The 19,340-nt window shown below is 65.7% G+C and carries 12 protein-coding genes and 1 riboswitch; of the genes, 5 read left to right on the plus strand and 7 right to left on the minus strand.

What is annotated here, in order from left to right; translation table 11 throughout:
- Positions 1–85 precede the first annotated feature (85 nt).
- From B5M41_RS03190 to B5M41_RS03205, 4 genes are read right to left on the minus strand one after another with little or no spacing between them, the layout of a single operon-like run.
- A complete protein-coding gene (locus B5M41_RS03190; RefSeq protein WP_134648738.1) occupies positions 86–859 on the minus strand; it encodes a class I SAM-dependent methyltransferase in 774 nt (257 codons plus the stop codon).
- Between the two features lie 3 nt (positions 860–862).
- Complete coding sequence (locus tag B5M41_RS03195; RefSeq protein WP_134648739.1) at positions 863–1,627, minus strand: ABC transporter ATP-binding protein; 765 nt, start codon at positions 1,625–1,627, stop codon at positions 863–865.
- Positions 1,624–2,664, minus strand: coding sequence for a FecCD family ABC transporter permease (locus B5M41_RS03200; protein WP_134648740.1), 1,041 nt, complete (start codon positions 2,662–2,664; stop codon positions 1,624–1,626). The genes B5M41_RS03195 and B5M41_RS03200 overlap by 4 nt, the downstream gene beginning before the upstream one ends.
- A complete protein-coding gene (locus tag B5M41_RS03205; protein WP_134648741.1) occupies positions 2,661–3,677 on the minus strand; it encodes an ABC transporter substrate-binding protein in 1,017 nt (338 codons plus the stop codon). The genes B5M41_RS03200 and B5M41_RS03205 overlap by 4 nt, the downstream gene beginning before the upstream one ends.
- A gap of 160 nt (positions 3,678–3,837) precedes the next feature.
- Positions 3,838–4,065: riboswitch (cobalamin riboswitch) on the minus strand.
- Between the two features lie 190 nt (positions 4,066–4,255).
- Between B5M41_RS03205 and B5M41_RS03210 the strand changes: the two genes are divergently transcribed.
- Complete coding sequence (locus B5M41_RS03210) at positions 4,256–5,305, plus strand: D-alanyl-D-alanine carboxypeptidase family protein (protein WP_134648742.1); 1,050 nt, start codon at positions 4,256–4,258, stop codon at positions 5,303–5,305.
- Positions 5,306–5,414: 109 nt separating this feature from the next.
- Here B5M41_RS03210 and B5M41_RS03215 read toward each other — a convergent pair whose 3' ends face one another.
- Entirely contained in the window at positions 5,415–6,077 is a 663-nt protein-coding gene (locus B5M41_RS03215; RefSeq protein ID WP_134648743.1) for a GntR family transcriptional regulator, read from the minus strand.
- Positions 6,078–6,199: 122 nt separating this feature from the next.
- On the opposite strand from B5M41_RS03215, the gene B5M41_RS03220 reads away from it, so the two are divergent.
- From B5M41_RS03220 to aguB, 4 genes are all read left to right on the plus strand, one after another.
- Positions 6,200–6,967, plus strand: a complete 768-nt coding sequence (locus B5M41_RS03220; RefSeq protein WP_134648744.1) for a LamB/YcsF family protein — start codon at positions 6,200–6,202, stop codon at positions 6,965–6,967.
- 50 nt (positions 6,968–7,017) lie between these two features.
- Positions 7,018–8,610 carry a 5-oxoprolinase subunit B/C family protein gene (locus B5M41_RS03225; RefSeq protein WP_134648745.1) on the plus strand — a complete coding sequence of 531 codons (1,593 nt, stop codon included), beginning with the start codon at positions 7,018–7,020 and terminating at the stop codon, positions 8,608–8,610.
- A 10-nt stretch (positions 8,611–8,620) separates the two neighbouring features.
- Positions 8,621–10,345, plus strand: a complete 1,725-nt coding sequence (locus B5M41_RS03230; RefSeq protein WP_134648746.1) for an acetyl/propionyl/methylcrotonyl-CoA carboxylase subunit alpha — start codon at positions 8,621–8,623, stop codon at positions 10,343–10,345.
- A 124-nt stretch (positions 10,346–10,469) separates the two neighbouring features.
- Complete coding sequence (gene aguB / locus B5M41_RS03235) at positions 10,470–11,348, plus strand: N-carbamoylputrescine amidase (RefSeq protein WP_134648747.1); 879 nt, start codon at positions 10,470–10,472, stop codon at positions 11,346–11,348.
- Between the two features lie 68 nt (positions 11,349–11,416).
- On the opposite strand, the gene B5M41_RS03240 is transcribed toward aguB, so the two are convergent.
- Entirely contained in the window at positions 11,417–18,205 is a 6,789-nt protein-coding gene (locus tag B5M41_RS03240; RefSeq protein ID WP_134648748.1) for a beta strand repeat-containing protein, read from the minus strand.
- A gap of 161 nt (positions 18,206–18,366) precedes the next feature.
- Positions 18,367–19,293 carry a hydrogen peroxide-inducible genes activator gene (locus B5M41_RS03245; protein ID WP_134648749.1) on the minus strand — a complete coding sequence of 309 codons (927 nt, stop codon included), beginning with the start codon at positions 19,291–19,293 and terminating at the stop codon, positions 18,367–18,369.
- Between the last annotated feature and the right edge of the window lie 47 nt (positions 19,294–19,340).

Raw genomic sequence — 19,340 nt, forward strand, 5'->3', positions numbered from 1 at the left:
GGCTGATGCTATCCCTAATGTAGGGTATTGCAACTGCTTGGCCAGAGGGCGCGGCGCAACAGGGCGGTGCGCCATTCAGTCGCGCTCAGGACCGGCGGCAGGTCAGAATGAAGCGGCGATACACGAAGGTTCGAAGCCGGTTGCGCAGATTGGCATTCCGGCGCTGTGCCCGCGCGATCGGTCCGTGCGAATGCAGAGCGATGTCGCGGAAGCCGGCGGATGCCAGCAAGGGCTCGATCGTGGCGGGCCGCAGTCCTGCGCCGAAGGGCAGGGCGTTCATGATAGCCGCATGGCGCTCGCTCATGGCGCCGTCGTAATTGGTATCGGGTCCGATGATGCGGTCAATGAGCGAGATCAGCAGGCCGGCCACGCGCCCGGTGAATTTCGGCGTGGCCCAGTCGCCGTCGAAGACGAGCAGCCGCCCTCCTGGACGCAGGAGGCGGAACCATTCGCGGAAGGTTTCTTCCGGCCGTGTCAGCGTCCAGACGAGGTGCCGGCAGATGATGGCGTCATAGGACTGATCGGGTTCAAGGGTGTTTTCGGCATCCGCCAGCAGGAAGCGAAGCCTGGTCTTGCCCACATGCTTGGCGCGCGCGACCGCCAGCATGGCCTCGGAGAAGTCGAGGGCGGTGACGTCGTGGCCGAGGTCATGGATCAGGCGCGTCACCTCGCCGGTGCCGCAGGCAAGCTCGAGAACGCGTTTCGGCGCCGGCCCCAGCAGGTCCCGGATCGGCCGTTGCCAGGCGTCGGCCTCTGGCCCGGCGGGAATCCTGTGACCGAAGGCGAGATCGAACGTCCTGGATCGTCTCGACCAATAGTCCCGTATTTCTTCCTTGAGATCGAAGTTCCGGCCGTCCATCCGTCAGCCCATCGTATACTGGATATTGTAGCGGCCGTGCACGGCGGAGCGCTCGATATGCGCACGCACGCCGAACACCCGGGCGATAAGGTCCTCGGTCAGCACCTCCTGCGGGGCGCCGGCGGCCACGACCTTGCCATTCTGAAGGACGGCGAGACTGTCGCAGAACATCGCCGCGAGATTGAGATCATGCAGGGCGATGATCGACGTGACGCCGAGCCGGGTGACGAGCGACAGGATTTCCAGCTGGTGCTGGATGTCGAGGTGGTTGGTCGGCTCGTCGAGCAGAAGTTCGCTCGGCGTCTGTGCCAGTGCCCGCGCGACGTGCACCCGCTGACGTTCGCCGCCCGAAAGCGTGTGCCAGAACTGGTCCGCCCTATGGGCCATGTCCACCCGCGCCAGCGCGTCTTCGACGGCGAGGTCGTCATCCACGCCCCAGGGTGACAGAAGGCCGCGATGTGGCGTTCGCCCGAGCTGGACGACGTCGCGCACCGTCAGCTGGGTATCGGTCGTCGCCTGCTGTTCCACGAAGGCGATGCGACGCGCGAGATTTGCGCGCGGGATGGCGGCGATATCCTGTTCGGCAAGGCGTATGATGCCGCTGTCGACTTTGCGCAGTCGGCAGATCAGCCTGAGCAGGCTGGATTTTCCCGAACCGTTCGGTCCCAGAAGGCCGAGCACCTTGCCCTGCTCGACCGCCAGCGTGATGCCGTCGACGACGATGGTCTTGCCGGCGGCATAGGCGACGTTTTCGACGGCGATACTCACACGCTTCTCCGGGCACGAAAGAGGATGATGGCGAAGGCCGGCGCGCCGAACAGCGCGGTGACAACGCCGATGGGCAGGATCTGCTGCGGGATGATGATGCGCGAGACGATGTCGGCGAAAACCATGAAGATCGCTCCGCCCAGCGCCGTTGCCGGCAGGAGACGGTGGTGCGAAGGGCCGACGATGAAGCGCGCGGCATGCGGGATGACGAGCCCGACGAAACCGATGGAGCCGACCATGCTGACGACGGCGGCCGTCATCAGCGCGGTGATGCCGAACAATACGACCTGAACGCGCCGCACGGCGATGCCGAGTGCGGCGGCGGCATCCGTGCCGAAGGCGAAGGCATCCAGCGCGCGGGCGTGGAACAGGCAGGCGAGATATCCGGCAATGGCGACCGGTACGGAGAGATAGACGTCGGACCAGCGTACGCCGCTCATCGAGCCGAGCAGCCAGAACAGCACGCCACGCGCCTGCTCGGCATTGGCGGATGTGGTGACGATATAGGAGGTGAGTGCGTTGAAGAGTTGGGAGCCGGCGACACCGCACAGAATGATGCGCTCGCTCGAGCGGCCGGCACCGGCCGCAAGGACACCAACGAGCAGGAAGGCGACGATCGCGCCGATGAAGGCGCCGCCCGAAAGGGTCAGCGCGCCGTAGCCGAGGCCGAGGATCATGACGCAGACAGCGCCCGTCGAGGCGCCCGCCGAGATGCCGAGCACATAGGGTTCGGCGAGCGGATTGCGCAGCATTGCCTGGAGCACGACGCCGCACAGGGCAAGCGACGCGCCGGCGCTTGCGGCAACGAGCGCGCGGCTGAGCCGGTAATCCCAGACGATACCCTGATGAATGCGGTTGAGTTCGAAGGACGTGCCGAAGATCCGGTTCGACACCGCTCTGGCCGTCGTGGACAGGGGAATGGCGATCTCGCCGATCGCGACGGCGAGGCTGATCATGATCGCGAGCAGGACGACGGCGACAACGGTGAGCGCTACAAGCGCCCACCAGCGATGTTGTCTGGATACGGCAGCCCTCACTGCGACAGGCCGAAGGACTTGATGCCGGCAGCCAGCGTCTCGATACCGTCGATCGTACGGATCGTCGGGTTCATCGACTGGGCATCCATCATGACGAAGCGCTTGGTCTTCACCGCATCGAGTTCCCTGGTGACGGGGTCGTTCTCAAGGAAGTCGATCTTCGTCTGCGGGTCGTCGGCCGCATAGCGGCGGCGATCCATCGTTGCAAGCACGATGACGGCGGGATTTGCCTGGGAGATGGTTTCCCAGCCCACCAGCGGCCATTCCTCTTCGGTGGTGACGACGTTCTTCGCGCCGATCGTCTTGAGGATATAGGCCGGTGCGCTGTTCTTGCCGGCGATGAAGGCGTCCCCGCTCACCTCCTTGCTGGAGAACCAGAACACGACGGGAAGGTTTTTGCCGGCGGCGCCCTCGATGGAGGCGACGGCGTCGGCCTCGCGCTTCTTCAGGTCGGCGATCAGGGCGTCGCCGCGCTCCTTGATGTCGAAGATTTCGGAGAGTTCGGCGATTTCCTGATAGATCAGGTCCATCGTGAACAACTCCTTGCGAACGCCGTCGCCGCCGTCGGTGTTGATCTTGGCGACGCAATCGGCCGGCGCGATGTAAGTGTTGATGCCGAGATCGGCGAATTGTTCGCGCTTGCCGACCGCGCCCTGCACGCCGACATGCCATTCGAATTCGGCGGCTACCAGATCCGGTTCCTCGCCGACGACGGATTCGAAGCTCGGATCGTTGTCGGCAAGCCGCTTGATCTTGCCGTTGGCTTCGGCATAGGCGGGCAAAACCGGGCCGACCCACACGGCGGTGCCGGCGATCTTGTCGGCGAGGCCGAGCGAGAACAGGACCTCGGTCATGCCCTGGCCGATCGAGACGATCTTTTCGGGGGCTTTGGTGAAGGTGACCTGCTGGCCGCAATTGTTGATGGTGAGCGGATATTGGGTGGCGGCGAAGCCGGTACCGGCTAGGGCGGTCAGGCCGACGGCGAACGAAACGGTGGCGATGATCTGGCGCATGGAAACCTCGATTCCGGGAGAAGGCGAGCGCTGCGAAGCGCAGCGGGCGACGTGAGTGTCAGCTCGCGCGGAAAGCCCAATCGAGGCGGGTGGATGCCGTCATACGGCGAAGGTTCAGGTCAGACATGTCTGCTCCTTTCCAGGCATCCCCGCCCGGTTGATTGGATCGTGTTCGACGGCAGGTCTCCTGGCTCACGGATGTCTGTCGCTCATCTGCCTTCCCGCGATGTTTCGCAGTGGCATGGCCCTTAAGGCCCGGGGATGGTCGACAATCCGCTTACAGTTGCGGGGGCAGCCACGGTCTTGGTCCCTTTTGGGTCGTCCGCACCGTGTTCCCTATTAATCCCTTCGGAGTCGTCTTCCGGGAACCGTCGCATTCCCCTTATGATGCGCCCATACCCGCGTCAAGGCGCAGATGCTCGCTTGCAAAAGACACTGCCGCGTCTTCGTCGAAAACGGGACGTATGCAGGCCGCGATGGATGGCTTCGCCCGCTGCGCGAGCGTGCGTCGCATCGGCATCTTGCCCTTCAAGGCGATGCCATGCCATTAGAATAGCTTGATTTCTGGAGACGAATACATGGTGGAAAGCACGGTGCTCGGGCGAGCGTGGAAATGTCTGGTAGTGGCGGCGTCCTTGTTCATGGCGAGCGCCGCCAGTGCCACGCCCGTTCTCGTCGTCGATCCCGACAGCCATCAGGTGCTGTACGAGGAGGATGCCGGCGTGCCGTGGTATCCGGCGTCGACGACCAAGCTGATGTCGGCCTTCGTGACGTTCGAAGCGCTGAAGGCGGGCGAGGTGACGCTGACGACGCCCGTGACCATGACGCGCAACGCGACCAAGCAGGCGTTCCTCGAATCCGGGCTGACCTTCGGCCGGGCGATGACGCTCGAGGATGCGCTTTTCGCCATGATCACCGCCTCTGCCAACGACGTCGCTGTCGCCGTCGCCGAGACGGTCGCGCCCAACGAGGCCGCCTTCGTCAAGCGCATGAATGACGCGGCGGCGCGTCTGGGGTTGACCGGCACCCATTTCGCCAACCCGAACGGTCTGTTCGACAAGACCAACTATACGACTGCACGGGACCTCGCGATCCTCGGCATGGAAGTTGACCGGCAGTTTCCCGAATACCGACGCTTCTTCCTGGCGTCGTCGGTCACCATCGACGGCAAGGAGATCAAGTCCAACAATCTGCTGCTGACCCGCTATCCGGGCACGACGGGGATGAAGACGGGCTTCCTGTGCGCATCCGGCCGCAATATCGTCGGGCTCGCCGCGCGAAACGGCAAGCGGGTGATGGTGGTCATTCTGGGGGCGACGACAGAGCGTGAGCGTAACGAACGCTCCGCCCAATACATGACCCAGGCCTTCGAGGGGCGGCTTTCCGGCGGGACACGCGTAGAGGACCTGGCGAACCGCAAGGATGTCGCCCCGCAGGACATGCGCGTGCGCCTCTGCACCGATCAGAGCGCAGCCTACGAGGCAAGCCGCGACGCGCTCTACCCGATGGGGCTGCCCGGCCACGAGAGTTATCTGCAGGGCGAGACGAAAGGCGAGGTTCACACCATCAGCACATGGGCGGACGATACGGCCGTGGATGTGCCGATACCGGCACGCCGGCCGTCCTAAAGCATTTCCGGTGAACTCTGGTTCACCGGAAATGCTTTAGGTTTTTGTTTTACCGCATTATCCGACGCCAAAGCGAATTCGCTTCGGCTGGAAACGCTCTAGTCCGGCGTCATGATGGCTCGGAGGCGCGCTCCAGCGTCTTCAGCATCGTCCGTTCCGCCAGGTTGAGGTAGGCGTCGAGCTGTGCGGCGGCCTCTTCGCGCTTGTTCTGTTCAAGCAGCGTCACGATCTCGCCGTTCATGTCCACGAAGGGCGCGTGCAGGTGCGCCGGGTCTTTCAGCAGCCCGAAACAGAGCCGCAATTCCGCTGATATGCGCTCGTAGAACTCGCTGATGCGCGTGCTGTCCGCGAGATCGATGATGGCGGCGTGGAAGGTCATATTCGCGCTGCCGACGCCCGTCCAGTCACCGGCGTCGCGCCGCTCGCGTCCTTCGGCGACCGCGTCACGCATCGCCCCGATGGCCGCATGCTGATGCCAGGCCTGGCGCAGGGCAGCACATTCCAGCATGCGCCGCACGCGGTATATGTCGATGACGGAGGCCATGGTCGGGACCGCGACGAAGACGCCGCGGTTGGCCTCGTGGCGCAGAAGGCCGTCCTTGGTCAGCAGGCGGAACGCCTCGCGCAGCGAATTGCGCGATACGTCGAAGCGCTCGCTGAATGCTGCCTCGGACAGGCGCTGGCCGGGCGAAAGCTCTCCGGCGATCAGCAGTGCGCGAATACGCCGCGCCAGGCGGTCGGCAAGCGGCAGGCCCTGCCCATCCTCTGTCATTGCGTTTTTCCTCGCCCCATCATGCTCGTCGCTCTTCACTAAGGAATGATTGTTGAACAATATTGATGTTTTTGTTCTTTCATGTAAAGTCTCCATATCTGAAAGATAGCCATGGAGGGAACATGACGGCGATGGATCTCAACAGCGATCTCGGCGAGGGCTACGGCGCTTGGCGGATGGGTGACGACGCTGCGATGCTTGCCATTGTCTCCTCCGCCAATATCGCCTGCGGATTCCACGCGGGCGATCCCGCCGGCATCTATCGCACGGTGAAGGCTGCCGCAGCGAATGGTGCGGTGGTCGGCGCCCATGTTTCCTACCCTGATCGCGTCGGATTCGGACGGCGCGATCTCGATATCACCACGGAAGACCTGACCGCCGACGTAATCTACCAGATCGGCGCGCTGAAGGGCATCGCGGCGGCGGCGGGAACGACAGTTCGCTACGTGAAACCGCACGGAGCGCTTTACAATCGCATTGCCTACGATGCCGGGCAGGGGCAGGCGGTGATCGATGGCATTCTTGCGGTCGATCCCTCGCTCATCCTGATGGGGCTCGCCAATGCCCCGATCCTTGATCTTGCCCGACGCGCGGGCCTTTCCGTCGTTGCCGAGGCCTTTGCCGACCGAGCCTATACGCCGAAGGGCGAACTGGTCTCGCGTCGCGAAGCCGGCTCGGTTCTGCATGATGAGACCGTCATTGCAAACCGGATGGTGCAGCTTGCCCGCGGCGGAACGCTTCAGGCCATCGACGGTAGCACGATCCAGATCGAGGCGCAGTCGATCTGCGTGCACGGCGACAGCCCGGGCGCCGTTGCCATCGCGCGTGAAATCCGGCGTCGTTTCGAGGCGGAAGGCATCGCCATCCGTTCCTTTGCCGAACCGGCCTGAACGTCGTCCTCGCCGGGACTGTCCTGAAACATCGCCTTCGCGAGGCTTCGATGCGCGTTCTCCCCGTCAGCCTGACCACGGTTCTCGTCGAACTTGCCGATCTCGACGAGACGCTCGCACTCTTCGCGGCATTGCAGGCTGAGCCGATCGACGGCGTCGAGGAGATGGTGCCGGCCGCCCGTACGCTGATGATCCGTTTCCGGCCCGAGGTGATTTCTCCGGCGGCGCTTGCCGAACAGGTCGGCCGGCGCGATCTTTCGGCCCGCATCGAACCGTCCCGGCATCTGGTCGAGATCCCTGTGCATTATGATGGCGAAGACCTTGCCGATGTCGCGGAACTGACGGGCCTCAGCGTCGCGGAGGTCATCCGCCGGCACACCGGGAGCGAGTTCACCGTCGCCTTCTGCGGTTTCGCGCCGGGATTCGGCTATCTGGTCGGCGGCGATCCGGCGCTGCATGTGCCGCGCCGCAAGAGCCCGCGCACCCGCGTTCCCGCCGGTTCCGTCGCGATTGCCGGCGCTTTCAGCGGCGTCTATCCGCAGGAGAGCCCGGGCGGCTGGCAGATCATCGGCAAGACACCCGTCAGAATGTGGGACATCGATCGCGAACCGGGTGCTCTGTTGCAGCCCGGATACCGCGTCCGGTTCCGCGATATGGATGCGGCCGGCAGGTCCATCGATGTTCCCAGACCGCTTCCGCGCGCCGTACCGGTTGGACGCGCCGAGGGGCCGCAGTTCAGCGTGCTGGCCGCGCCGATCCCTGCTGTTTTCCAGGATCTCGGCCGCTTCGGCCAGACGGGGCAGGGCGTGTCTGCCTCCGGCGCGCTGGACCGTTCGGCCTTCAACGCCGTCAATCGCGTGGTTGGCAATCCCGTGAACACGCCGGCACTGGAACTCACGCTCGGCGGTTTCAGTTTCGCCTGTAATGCGCGAGCGGTGATCGCGCTTGCGGGCGCAACCGTATCGGTGACCGTACGCGATCATGCGGGTATGAGCCGGGATTGCCAAACCTATGCACCGATCGCGCTGGAGCCCGGCGATATCGTGACCATCGGTCACCCGCGCAAGGGCATGCGCACCTACCTGGCGGTCAGGGGCGGTTTCGCGGTGGCGCCGGTGCTGGGCAGTGCTGCGACCGATACGCTCGCCGTGGTTGGACCTCCCATTGTCACGGCCGGCTCCGCGCTGGCGCTGAAGCAAGAGACAGCGGGGCTTTCGAGCGTCGCGCTCGACGAGACTGCCGCTTTCGATCTGCCGGGTGCCGATGATGTCGTCACGCTCGATGTCGTGCTTGGGCCACGCACCGACTGGTTCACCCAACAGGGGTTGGAAACGCTGACGAACCAGCTCTGGCAGGCCACCCCGCAATCCAATCGCATCGGTATCCGCCTGGCCGGCGACGTGCCGCTGGAACGCAGGGATAGCGCCGAGCTGCCGAGCGAAGGCACGGCGACCGGTGCGATCCAGGTTCCGCATAGCGGCCAGCCGGTGCTGTTTCTCGCCGATCATCCGCTGACGGGCGGTTATCCGGTGATCGGGGCCGTCGCCGACTACCATCTCGATCTGGCGGGGCAGATCCCCGTCAATGCGAAGATCCGTTTCCGTCCGCTCGGCCCTTTTGCCGACATTGCCGGGACCCGTTAGGAGACATGCCGTGAAGAAAGTCCTAATCGCCAATCGCGGGGAAATCGCCGTCCGGATCGTGCGGGCCTGTCGCGACTACGGGCTGCAATCGGTCGCGGTCTACGCGGACCCGGACGCGGATGCGCTCTTCGTGCGCCAGGCCGACGAGGCTTACGGTCTCGATGGGGTGCGGCCGGCCGAAAGCTATCTCGATATCGAAAAGCTGATCGCCATCGCCCGGCGCTCCGGGGCGGATGCCGTGCATCCCGGCTATGGCTTCCTCTCCGAGCGGGCGGAGTTCGCGCGCGCCGTGCTGGATGCGGGCCTCACCTGGATCGGCCCCGACCCCGAGGTCATCGAGGCGCTCGGCGACAAGGTCGAGGCGCGCCGGATCGCCGCTCAAGTCGGAGCGCCCCTCGTGGCCGGCAGCGATGGTCCGGTTTCGTCCTCTGCCGAGGTCCTTGCGTTTGCAAAGCAGCATGGATTGCCCGTCGCCATCAAGGCGGCGCATGGCGGCGGCGGCAGAGGTCTCAAGGTCGCCTGGACGATGGACGAGATCGCCGATCTCTACGAATCGGCCGTGCGCGAGGCAACGGCTGCTTTCGGCCGGGGCGAGTGTTTCCTCGAACGGTTCCTCGACCGCCCGCGCCATGTGGAGGCGCAGGTCATCGCAGATACGCATGGCAATGTGGTGGTGCTCGGCACCCGCGACTGCTCGCTGCAACGGCGAAACCAGAAGCTCGTGGAGGAAGCTCCGGCCCCTTTCCTGACCTCACGACAGCGCGAAACAATCCATGCGGCCGCGAAGGCGATCTGCGCTGCGGCCGGCTACACCGGCGCCGGGACGGTGGAGTTCCTGCTCGGCGTGGACGGCACTATCTCATTTCTCGAGGTGAACACCCGCCTCCAGGTCGAGCACCCCGTCACGGAAGAAACGACCGGCATCGATCTCGTCGTCGAACAGTTCCGCATTGCAGACGGCGAGCGCCTGTCCGTCCTTGAAACGCCTGCGCCGCGCGGTCACGCCATCGAGTTCCGCATCAATGCCGAGGATCCCGGTCGTGGCTTCCTGCCGACGCCGGGCACGATCACCGTCTTCGAGCCGCCGTCGGGCCCGGGCGTGCGGCTCGACAGCGGCGTGGCGAATGGCGCCTCCATCCCCGGCGTCTTCGATTCCCTCATGGCCAAGCTGGTGGTGACGGGTGCCACGCGCGAGGAGGCGTTGCGCCGCGCGCGCCGCGCTTTGCGGGAGTTCCGCATCGAGGGTGTCGCCACCGTCCTGCCGTTCCACCGCGCGGCCATCGAGACCGCGGATTTCATCGGCACCGACGGCTTCAAGGTCCACACGCGCTGGATCGAGACGGATTTCGCGGCCATGCCGGAGGCCGCCGCGCGGCCTGAACCGGCCGCCGACCCGGCGCTGATCCGCACCCATGTGGAAATCGACGGCCGACGCGTCGCGCTGGCCTTGCCGACCATGCTGCTTGCCCGTCTGGGAGGGGCGGGACAAGGCCCGACATCCGCTGCGAAAGCAACTCCGGCCGAAGACGCGATCATTGCGCCGGTCACCGGCACCCTCCAGGCCTTCCGGGTTGCAGACGGTGCGGAGGTGGCGGAAGGCGACCTTGTCGCCGTGATGGAGGCAATGAAGATGGAAACGCAGGTCTTCGCGGCCCGGGCCGGTCGTCTGCGCCGGCGGGTGGAGGAGGGCGGCTATGTCAACGCCGGCGAGACACTGCTGATCTATGAACCATGACGACACGCCCCAAATGACTCATTGACCGGAGGAACGCGGGCCTGCCTAAATGCGCGCGCGGAGCGCTGCGAAATTGCGTTGGCGCTGTCCGCACAGAATGGCGTCGAGCAAAGGAAATCGGCAGATGCGCAATGTGACGGTCGCGGCCACCCAGATGGCCTGTATCTGGGACGAGAAGGCCAATATCGAGCGGGCCGAGCAGCTTGTCCGTGACGCGAAGGACAAAGGTGCCGACCTCGTGCTCATCCAGGAGCTCTTTGCCGCGCCGTATTTCTGCCAGGACCAGATCCACGATTTCTTTTCGCTGGCGCAGCCCTTCGAGGGCAATGCGCTGATCGCGCATTTTGCCAAGCTTGCCGCCGAACTCGGCGTCGTGCTGCCGATCAGTTACTTCGAGCGTGCCGGCCAATCCCATTTCAACAGCGTGGCCATTATCGATGCCGATGGCAGCGTCCTCGGCAACTACCGCAAAAGCCACATTCCGGACGGACCCGGCTATACCGAGAAGTTCTATTTCTCGCCGGGGAACACCGGTTTCAAGGTGTGGGATACACGCGCCGGTCGCATCGGTGTTGGCATCTGCTGGGATCAGTGGTTCCCTGAATCCGCACGCTCCATGGCCCTGCAGGGGGCAGAAATCCTGCTTTACCCGACGGCCATCGGCTCCGAACCCCACGATCCCATGCTGGATTCCAGTGCGCACTGGCAGCGTGTGATGCAGGGACACGCCGGCGCCAACCTCATGCCGCTCATTGCCTCGAACCGCATCGGCACGGAAGAAGGTCGTCACGGCACGAAGATCACCTTCTACGGCTCGTCCTTCATCGCTGACGCCACGGGCGCGAAGGTCGCCGAGGCGGATCGGGAGACGGAAACGGTGCTGACCGCCACATTCGATCTCGACGCCATCGATCATCAGCGCCGATCCTGGGGCGTGTTCCGCGACAGGCGGCCGGAGCTCTACAGGCATTTGGCGACACTGGACGGCCATGCGATCTCGTAACGTCGACCGCCAAGAGGAGATGACACAGAGCCGGACGAGACGTCCGGCTCTTTTCGTATGCGTAAAGCTCAGACTTCCAGATAGGAAGAGATGAAGGCCGCGATATCATCCTGCTGGCCGCCCGTTTCAACCGCCGTCTCGGGTTGGGACTGGGTATCCTGCGGCGCGCCGGTGTCTTCCGCAGCGGTGCGGAAGCTAGACGGCGAGGCCCCCGGCCCACGCGGCAGCGCGTCGATCTGCGACTGGCTCATTGCGGCGAGCTGGCCGGGGGTGAAGGCATTCGCCTGCTCCGGCGTCAGCCCGGCAAGCGCCGCCGTGCTCAGCCCCGAGATGGCGTTGGTCCCCAGCGCGACGATGTTGTCGATCGGGAAGGCCGCGAGGGCTGCCGGGCCAAGTGCTGCCGTCTGCGTGGCGGTCAGCGCGCCGGCCTGCTCCGTCGAGAGGGTCGCGACCTGGCTGGTGCTCATGGCGCCCATCTGGCCGTAGGTGAGGGCGGCGATCTGCTCCTTGCGCAAGGCTGCCACGCTTTCGCTCGACAGCGCGCCGATGACGGCCGTCGTCAGGCCCCTTATCGCCGACGAACTCATCGACGCCAGTTCTTCCGTCGAGATGGTTTCCATATGCGCGGGCGTCAGGCCGGCCGTGCCGGGCGAGCTGAGGGCGGCGATCTGCGCTGCCGACAAGGCCTCGACCTGTTGCGTCGAGAGCGCGGCGACCTGCGCGCTGCTGAGGCCGGAAATGGCGCCTGTGCTCAATGCGGCGATTTCGGCGGTTTCCAGCGTCGCCAGGTATGAGGACGGCAGGCCCTTGATGGCCGCCGATCCGATGGCGGCGAGCTTGTCCGTCGAAAGCGTATCAAGGGCCGCACTCGACAGGCTGCCGAGTGCGGCGGAACCGAGCGTCGCAATCTGGCTGGCGGACAGGGCTTCGGCCTGTTCGAAGCTCAGGCCTGCGGCCTGCGGGCCAGTGAGCCCGGCAAGACCGGCAGGGCTGATGGCGGCAAGCTGGCCGGGGGTAAGTGCCGCGATATCGGCCGCGCCGAGGGCTGCGATCTGCTTGGAGCCGAGGGCTGCGATCTGCTGGGTGGAAAGACCGGTGATCTGCGTCGAGCCGAGCGCGGCAATCTGGCTTGTGGAAAGGCCACCGATGCCGGCGGGGCTGATCGCCGAAATCTGTTCGGGCGAGAAACCGGCGATGATGGCCGCCGCCAGGCCCGCAATGGCCGCCGAGCCGATGGCGGCGATTTCCGCCGTGGTGAACAAGGCGATGTCGGCGGCATCGAGGACGGCGATCTGCTTGGAGGAGAGCGCACCGATCTGTGTGGCGGTCAGGGCCTCGATCTGCTCCTCGGTGAGGGCATTGATCTGCGCGCTCGACAGGCCGGAGATGCCGGCCGTGCTGAGAGCGGCGATCTGGGCTGTGGTAAGCGTCGCCAGCGTGGCGGTCGACAGGCCGAGGACGGCCCGCGAGCCGAGTGCGGCGATATCGGCCGTCGAGAAAAGCGAGAGATCGTCAGCACTGAAGGCCGCGATCTGCTGTGAGGTCAGCGCACCGACCTGTGTCGGCGTCAGCGCCTCGGCCTGCCCGGTCGAGAGCGCGCCGATCTGTGCGGTGCTGAGGGCGGCGACGGCGGCCGTGCTGAGAGCGGCGATCTGCGCGGGCGAAAGCGCGGCAATGCCCGCCGTGCCGAAGGCCGCAATCTGCGTGGAGCCGAGCGCGGCGAGCTGAAGATTTGTCAGCGCCTCGAACTGGCTGGCGCTGAGCGAAGACACCTGCGCGGCGGTAAGGCCCGCCGCGTTGAGGGCGGCGATGTGGCCTGCCGGAAGGGCCGCGATAACGGCCGTCGGCAACCCGGCGACAGCCCATGAGCCGATAGACGCGATCTCGGCCGTCGTGAAGGTGCCGATATTCTCGGCGCTGAAGGCGGAGATCTGGGCAGATCCGAGCGCCGCGATCTGCGCGCTGGTGAGCGCCTCGGCCTGTGCGCTGGAGAGGCCGGCGATCTGCGCCGCGGTGAGGCCCGGGATCGCGCCGGCGCTGAGCGCGGCGATCTGCGCAGACGAGAAGCCCGCGAGGTTCTGCGGCGTCAGCGCGGCGATCTGCCGGGAGCCGAGAGCACCGATCTGCGCCGTTGTCAGGGCTTCGAGCTGCGCGGGGCTGAGGGCGCCGATCTGCGCGCTGGTCATTCCCGAAAGCCCGGCGGGGCCAAGGGCTGCGATCTGGCCCGTGGAGAGCGACGCCAGCATACCTGTCGACAGGCCGGCCATGGCGGTGGAACTGATGGCCGCCATGTCGGCCAGCGAGAAGGTGTCGAGCTGTTCGGCACTCAGCGCCGCGATCTGGCGGGAGGTGAAGGCTGCGATCTGCGCCGGCGCCAACGCTTCGGCCTGGGCCGTCGAAAGTGCGGCGACCTGTTCGGTCGAAAGGCCCGCAATGGCAGCAGTGCCAAGGGCGGCGATCTGCGCGGGCGTCAGCGACGCGATATATTCCGGCCCGAGCGAGGCGATCTGGCGCGCATCGAGGATGCGCACCTGGTCCGGCCGCAGCGCATCGAGCTGCGTGCTGGTCAAGGCCGCGATCTGGCGCGGCTGCAGCCCGCTGATCGCCGCTGTGCTCAGCGCCGCGATATGGGCCGTCGAAAGCGAGGCTATGATGTCGCTTGAAAGGCCGCCGACGGCCGTTGCGCCGATGGCGGCGATCTCGCGCGTCGTGAAGGTGGCGATCTTGTCCGTCGTGAAGGCGGCAAGCTGCGTGGAGGACAGGCTGCCGATTTGCGTGGTGGAAAGCGCCTCCGCCTGTGCCAGGCTCAGCGCGGAAATCTGCTTCGTCGTCATGCCGCTGATGCCGGCCGTGCTGAAGCCTGCTATCTGCGCAGTCGAAAGCGCGCCGAGCGCGTCCGTCGAAAGGCCGGCCATCGCGCCCGCGCTGATCGCGCCCATTTTCTGGACGGAGAAGGTGGCGATGTCGTCAGGGCCGAGCGCGGCGATCTGCGCCGAGCTCATCGCGGCAATCTGCGTGCGGGTCAGTGCCTGTACCTGTCCGCTGCTCAGGGCATCGATCTGGCGTGTGCTGAGCGCGCCGACGGCTGCGGGGCTGAGCGCGGCGATCTGTGCCGTCGAAAGCGAGGCGAGGGTTGCGGTGGTGAGGCCGGCGATGGCGCCCGCCGTGATCATCGAGATGTCCTTCGTGGAGAAGGCGGCGATGCTGTCGGTGCCGAACTGCGCGATCTGTTCGGAGCTCAGCGTTCCCACCTGCGCGCTCGTCAGGGCCTCTGCCTGGGCGATGTTCAGCACGGCGAGCTGCTGGGTCGTGAAACCGGAGATGCTGCCGGCATTGAGACCGGCAATCTGCGCCGTGGTGAGCGCTGCGATCTTTGCGGTGCTGAAGGCCGGGATCTGCGTCGAGGTCAGGCCCGCCATCTGCTTGGCGGTGAGCGCCGCGATCTGCCCGGCACCGAGCGCATTGATCTGGGCTGACGTCAGGCCGGAAATGCCGCCCGCGCTGATGGCGGCGATCTGCGCTGTCGTCAGGTTGGCCAGGTTGTCGCTGCCCAGTGCCGCGACCTGGCTCGAAGACAGCGAACCGATCTGGGCTGGCGTCAGCGCGGCCAACTGGCCCGATTGCAAGGCGGAAATCTGGTCGGTCGCGAGACCCGCAATGGCGGCGGCGCTGAGGCTGGCGATCTGGGCGGGGGTGAGGGCCGATACATTGCTGCCGAGCGCGCCCAGCTGTGCGGATGTCAGCGCCTTGACCTGGCTGGAGGACAGCAGGCCGATCTGCTGGGATGTCAGGGCCTCCACCTGGACGCTGGTGAGGCTCGCGACGGCGCTGGTGGTAAGCGCGGCGAGCTGGGCCGAAGACAGGCCCGCCAGGAGGTCCGTGCCGAGCCCCTTGAGGGCGCTGCCGCCGATCGCCGTTATCTGCGCGGGCGTCAGGGCCTGGAGGTCCTGGAGTTCGAGTGCTGCGATCTGTGCGGAGGTGAGCCCGCCGATCTGCGTCGTTGTGAGCGCGCCGATCTGGGCCGTCGACAGGGCTTCGACCTGCTCGGCGGTGAGGCCTGAAAGCGCCGAGCGGCTGAGGGCCACCGTCTGCTCCGTGGTGAGGCCGGCCAGCGCACTGGCCGTCAGGCCTGAGATGGCCTTGTTGCTGATCGCCGCGATATCGGCGGTCGAGAACGTTGCGAGTTCCTCGGGCCCGAGCGCGGCGAGTTGGGCGGAGTTCATGACGCGGACCTGGGTCGGCGTGAGCGCCTCGACCTGCGCGGTCGTCATGGCCTCGATCTGCTCGGGCTTGAGGCTGGCGATGATCCCCGTGCCGAGGACGGCGACTTGTGCGGGTGTCAGCCCGGCAAAGAAGCCTTCGCTGGCGGCGCTGATCTGCGCGGGAAGCAGGGCGGCGATCTGTGCGGTGGTGAGGGCGGCGAGTTGGCTGGATGTCAGTTCGGCGAAGGCAGAGCTGGACAGTCCGGGTATCGCCTTCGCGTTGATTGCTGCGATGTCGTCGGTCGAGAAGGTTGCGATGCCGGCCGAACCGAGCGCGGTCAGCTGTTTGGCACTCAGGGCGCGGACCTGGGTCGGCGTGAGTGCCTCGATCTGGCCCGGGCTGAGGGCCGCGATCTGTTGCGTGGTCAACCCGGCGATGACACCCGAGCTGAGCGAGGCGATCTGGTCCGTCGACAGGGCCGCGAGCGCTGATGTGGAAAGACCAGCCACCGCCTTGCCGTTTATGGCGCCGAACTGTGCAGGCGAAAGTTCGAGCAGCGCACTGGACGAAATGGCGGAGATCTGCCCCGCATTGAGGCCGGCAATCTGTCCGGTGGACAGCGCAAGCAGCTGTTCGCTCGTGACGCCGCGCATCTGCGTCGTGGTCAGGCTGGCAAGGACGGCGGTGCTGAGCGCGGCGATGTGGCCGGCCGGCAGACCGGCGATTGCGGCGCTGCTGATGCCGGTGATCGCCTTGTTGGTGATGGCGGCCATGTCTTCGGCAGAGAAGGTCGACAGCGCTTCGGCGCTGAGCGCCGCCAGCTGCTGCGCGGTCATGAAGCGGATCTGGGCCGGCGAAAGGACCTCGACATCGAGCACGGCGACCTGGGCAGGCTTCAGCGCACCGATCTGCGCGCCCGTCATTGCCGCGATCTGGGCGCTGTCGAGAGCTGCGAGCGTTTCCTTGCTCAGGCTGCCGATGGCGTTGGTCGGAATGGCCGCGATCTTGGCTGGAGAGAAAGCGGCAATGGCTTCGGGCGAAAGTGCGCCAACCTGGGTCGGCGTCATCGCCTTCACCTGGGCGGGCGTGAGAGCCGCTGCCTGTTCGGGCGAAAGGGCCGCGATCTGCTGTGCGGTCAGGCCGGCGATGGCCTTCGGGCTGAGGGCTGCAATCTGCGCCGGCGTCAGGCCTTCGATAGCATCCGTGCTGAGACCGCCGATGGCGTTGCCGGCGATGGCCGCGATATCTTCCAGCGAGAAGGCGGCGATGGAAAGACTGTCGAACGCGCCGATCTGGTTCGCCGCGAAGAGCTTGATCTGGCCGGGCGTGAAGGCCGCGGCCTGGTCGCTATCGAGCTCGGCGATCTGATTCGCCGTCAGTCCCTTGACGCCTGCCGGGCTTATGGCGGCTATCTGGGCGGGCGTGAACCAGCGCAGACCTTGCGCGCCGAGGGCCGTGATCTGTTTTGCGTCGAGCGCGCTGATCTGGCTTGCGCTCAGCGACTCCACAAGCGTCGCGACCTCGCCGTCCAGTCCTGCGATTGCGGTCGTGCTGATACCCTTGATCGCCTGGTTCGACAGGGCGGCGATGCTTTCGCTCGACAGTGCCGCAAGGCTTTCGGCCGAGAAGGCGCCGAGGTGGGTTGCGGTCAGGGCGCGGGCCTGCGCGGGGGTAAACTCGCCGATCTGATCGGGTGTGAGTGCCGCGGCCTGGGCGGCCGTCATGCCTGCAATGGTTTTCGGGTCGAGGGCCGCGATCTGCTCGCCGTCCAGCGCGGCGATCATGTCAGGGCTCAAGCCGGCGATCGACTTGGCCGAGATCGCGGCCATGTCGGCGGGAGAGAAGGTGACGATGCCGGCCGGGCCGATGGCGGCGAGCTGCTGGGCGGTGAGCGCCCGGACCTGCGCCGTCGTGAAGGCCTCGATCCGGTCGGTGTCCAGAAGCTTGATCTGTGCGGTCGTCAGGCCGCCGACCGCGCCAGTGTTGAGCGCGGCAATCTGTTCGGCGGAGAATGCCTGGATGGCATCCGGGCCGAGTGCTGCGATCTGAGCGGGCTTCAGAAGGGCGACCTGCTCGATGGAAAGCGCCTCGATCTGCTCCGCAGTGAGCGCCGCGGCCTGCGCGGATGTGAGCCCGGCCAGCGAAAGGGGCGTAAGCGATGCGATCTGGTCGGTGGAGAGCGCGGCGATTGCCGCGGGGCTGAGCCCCTGAACCGACTTGTAGCTGATCGCCGCCATGTCCTCGGTGGAGAAGGTCGCGACTTCCTCGGGACCGAGCGCGGCGAGTTGCGCGGCGCTCAGCATGTTGATCTGGCCGGGCGTCAAGGCCTCGGCCTGTTCGCTCGTCAAGGCACCGAGCTGGGCTGTCGACAGCGCGCCGACCTGACCGGTCGTCAGGCTTTCGATCGCGAATTTCTCGAGGACGCCGATATGTTCCAGCGACAGGCCGAGAATGGCACCGCGCGAGATCGCGCTGATGCGCGCGCCCAGCACGCCGATGTCTTCCGCTTCCAGCGCGGCGACTTGCGCGGAGGAAAGCGCGCCCAGCTGGCCAGTCGAAAGCGAGGCCACGTCTTCCGTCGTCCACTCCCGGATCACATCCGGCTTCAGCTGCCGGATCTGGTTGATGGTGAGTGATGAAACGACCGACGTCATGAGCAAAATCCTGAAAATAATAGCGAAAAGAACGCGCGATTCCACAACTAGGCAGGCTTCTCCATACGTGGATGAGCTTGCCTGAGCCTGTCTTTTTGCCTTCAGGTATTCTTGTGGGGCCTTTGGATGTCCCTGGAAGACCGCAGCTTTTACCCGTTCGCCTAAGACCGGCCGGTGCCACTTTCTGCTTGTTCGCGCATGGGCGCGGTGCAGGCGTGGATGACATCGGCAATCTGCCGGAGCTGGCGGACGAGCGGTGTCGCGTTGCGCCAGATCATGCCGATGGTGCGTGATGGCGAAGGGGCGGGGAAGCGGGCGATGGAAACCTGCGCCGACCGCGTTTCGACCGGAACGGCCATTTCGGGGATCAGGGTGATGCCGATGCCTGCCCCCACCATCTGGACCAGCGTGGAAAGGGAACTGCCTTCCATGATTTCACGCGGACGGGCGGAGCCGATCCGGCAGAAGGAGAGCGCCTGCTCACGGAAGCAATGGCCTTCCTCCAGCAGCAGCAGCCGCATTTCGCGCAGTGCATCGCGCTCGGGCACGGGTTTTCCCGCGTCCTCGTGCCGCCGGACGAGCACGAAATCCTCGTCGAAGAGCTTGAACTCCGTCAACGAGGGCTCGGAGACCGGCAGGGCCACGATGGCCATGTCCAATTCGCCCTGTGCCAGCTCCTGTATGAGGCGTGCAGTCTGGGTCTCGCGCACATCGATCTGGATACCCTCGAAGGTGCGGTTGAGTTCGTTGATGACGACAGGCAGCAGATAGGGGGCAACCGTCGGGATGATGCCGATGCGCAGGCGTGCGAGGAACGGGTTGCGCGCGGCGCGGGCGAGCTCGCCCAATTCATCTACGGCGCGCAAGATTTCGCGGACCCGGTGGGCGAAGATCTCGCCGAAGGCTGTCAGCTTCGCATCGCGCGCGGTGCGCTCGAAAAGGTCGTTGCCGAGCTGGTCCTCCAGTTCCCTGATCTGCATGGACAGCGCGGGCTGGGAAATCGCGCAGGCATCGGCGGCTAGGCGAAACCGGCCATGCCGGGTCAACGCCTCGAAATATCGCAGCTGTTTCAGGGTCAAGTTCGCCATAAGAATATCTTATCGGGATAATCAGTAAATCCAACTTAAATTTATCG

It is taken from the genome of Shinella sumterensis (genome assembly GCF_004514425.2).
In the GTDB taxonomy this organism is placed as follows: Bacteria; Pseudomonadota; Alphaproteobacteria; order Rhizobiales; family Rhizobiaceae; genus Shinella; species Shinella sumterensis.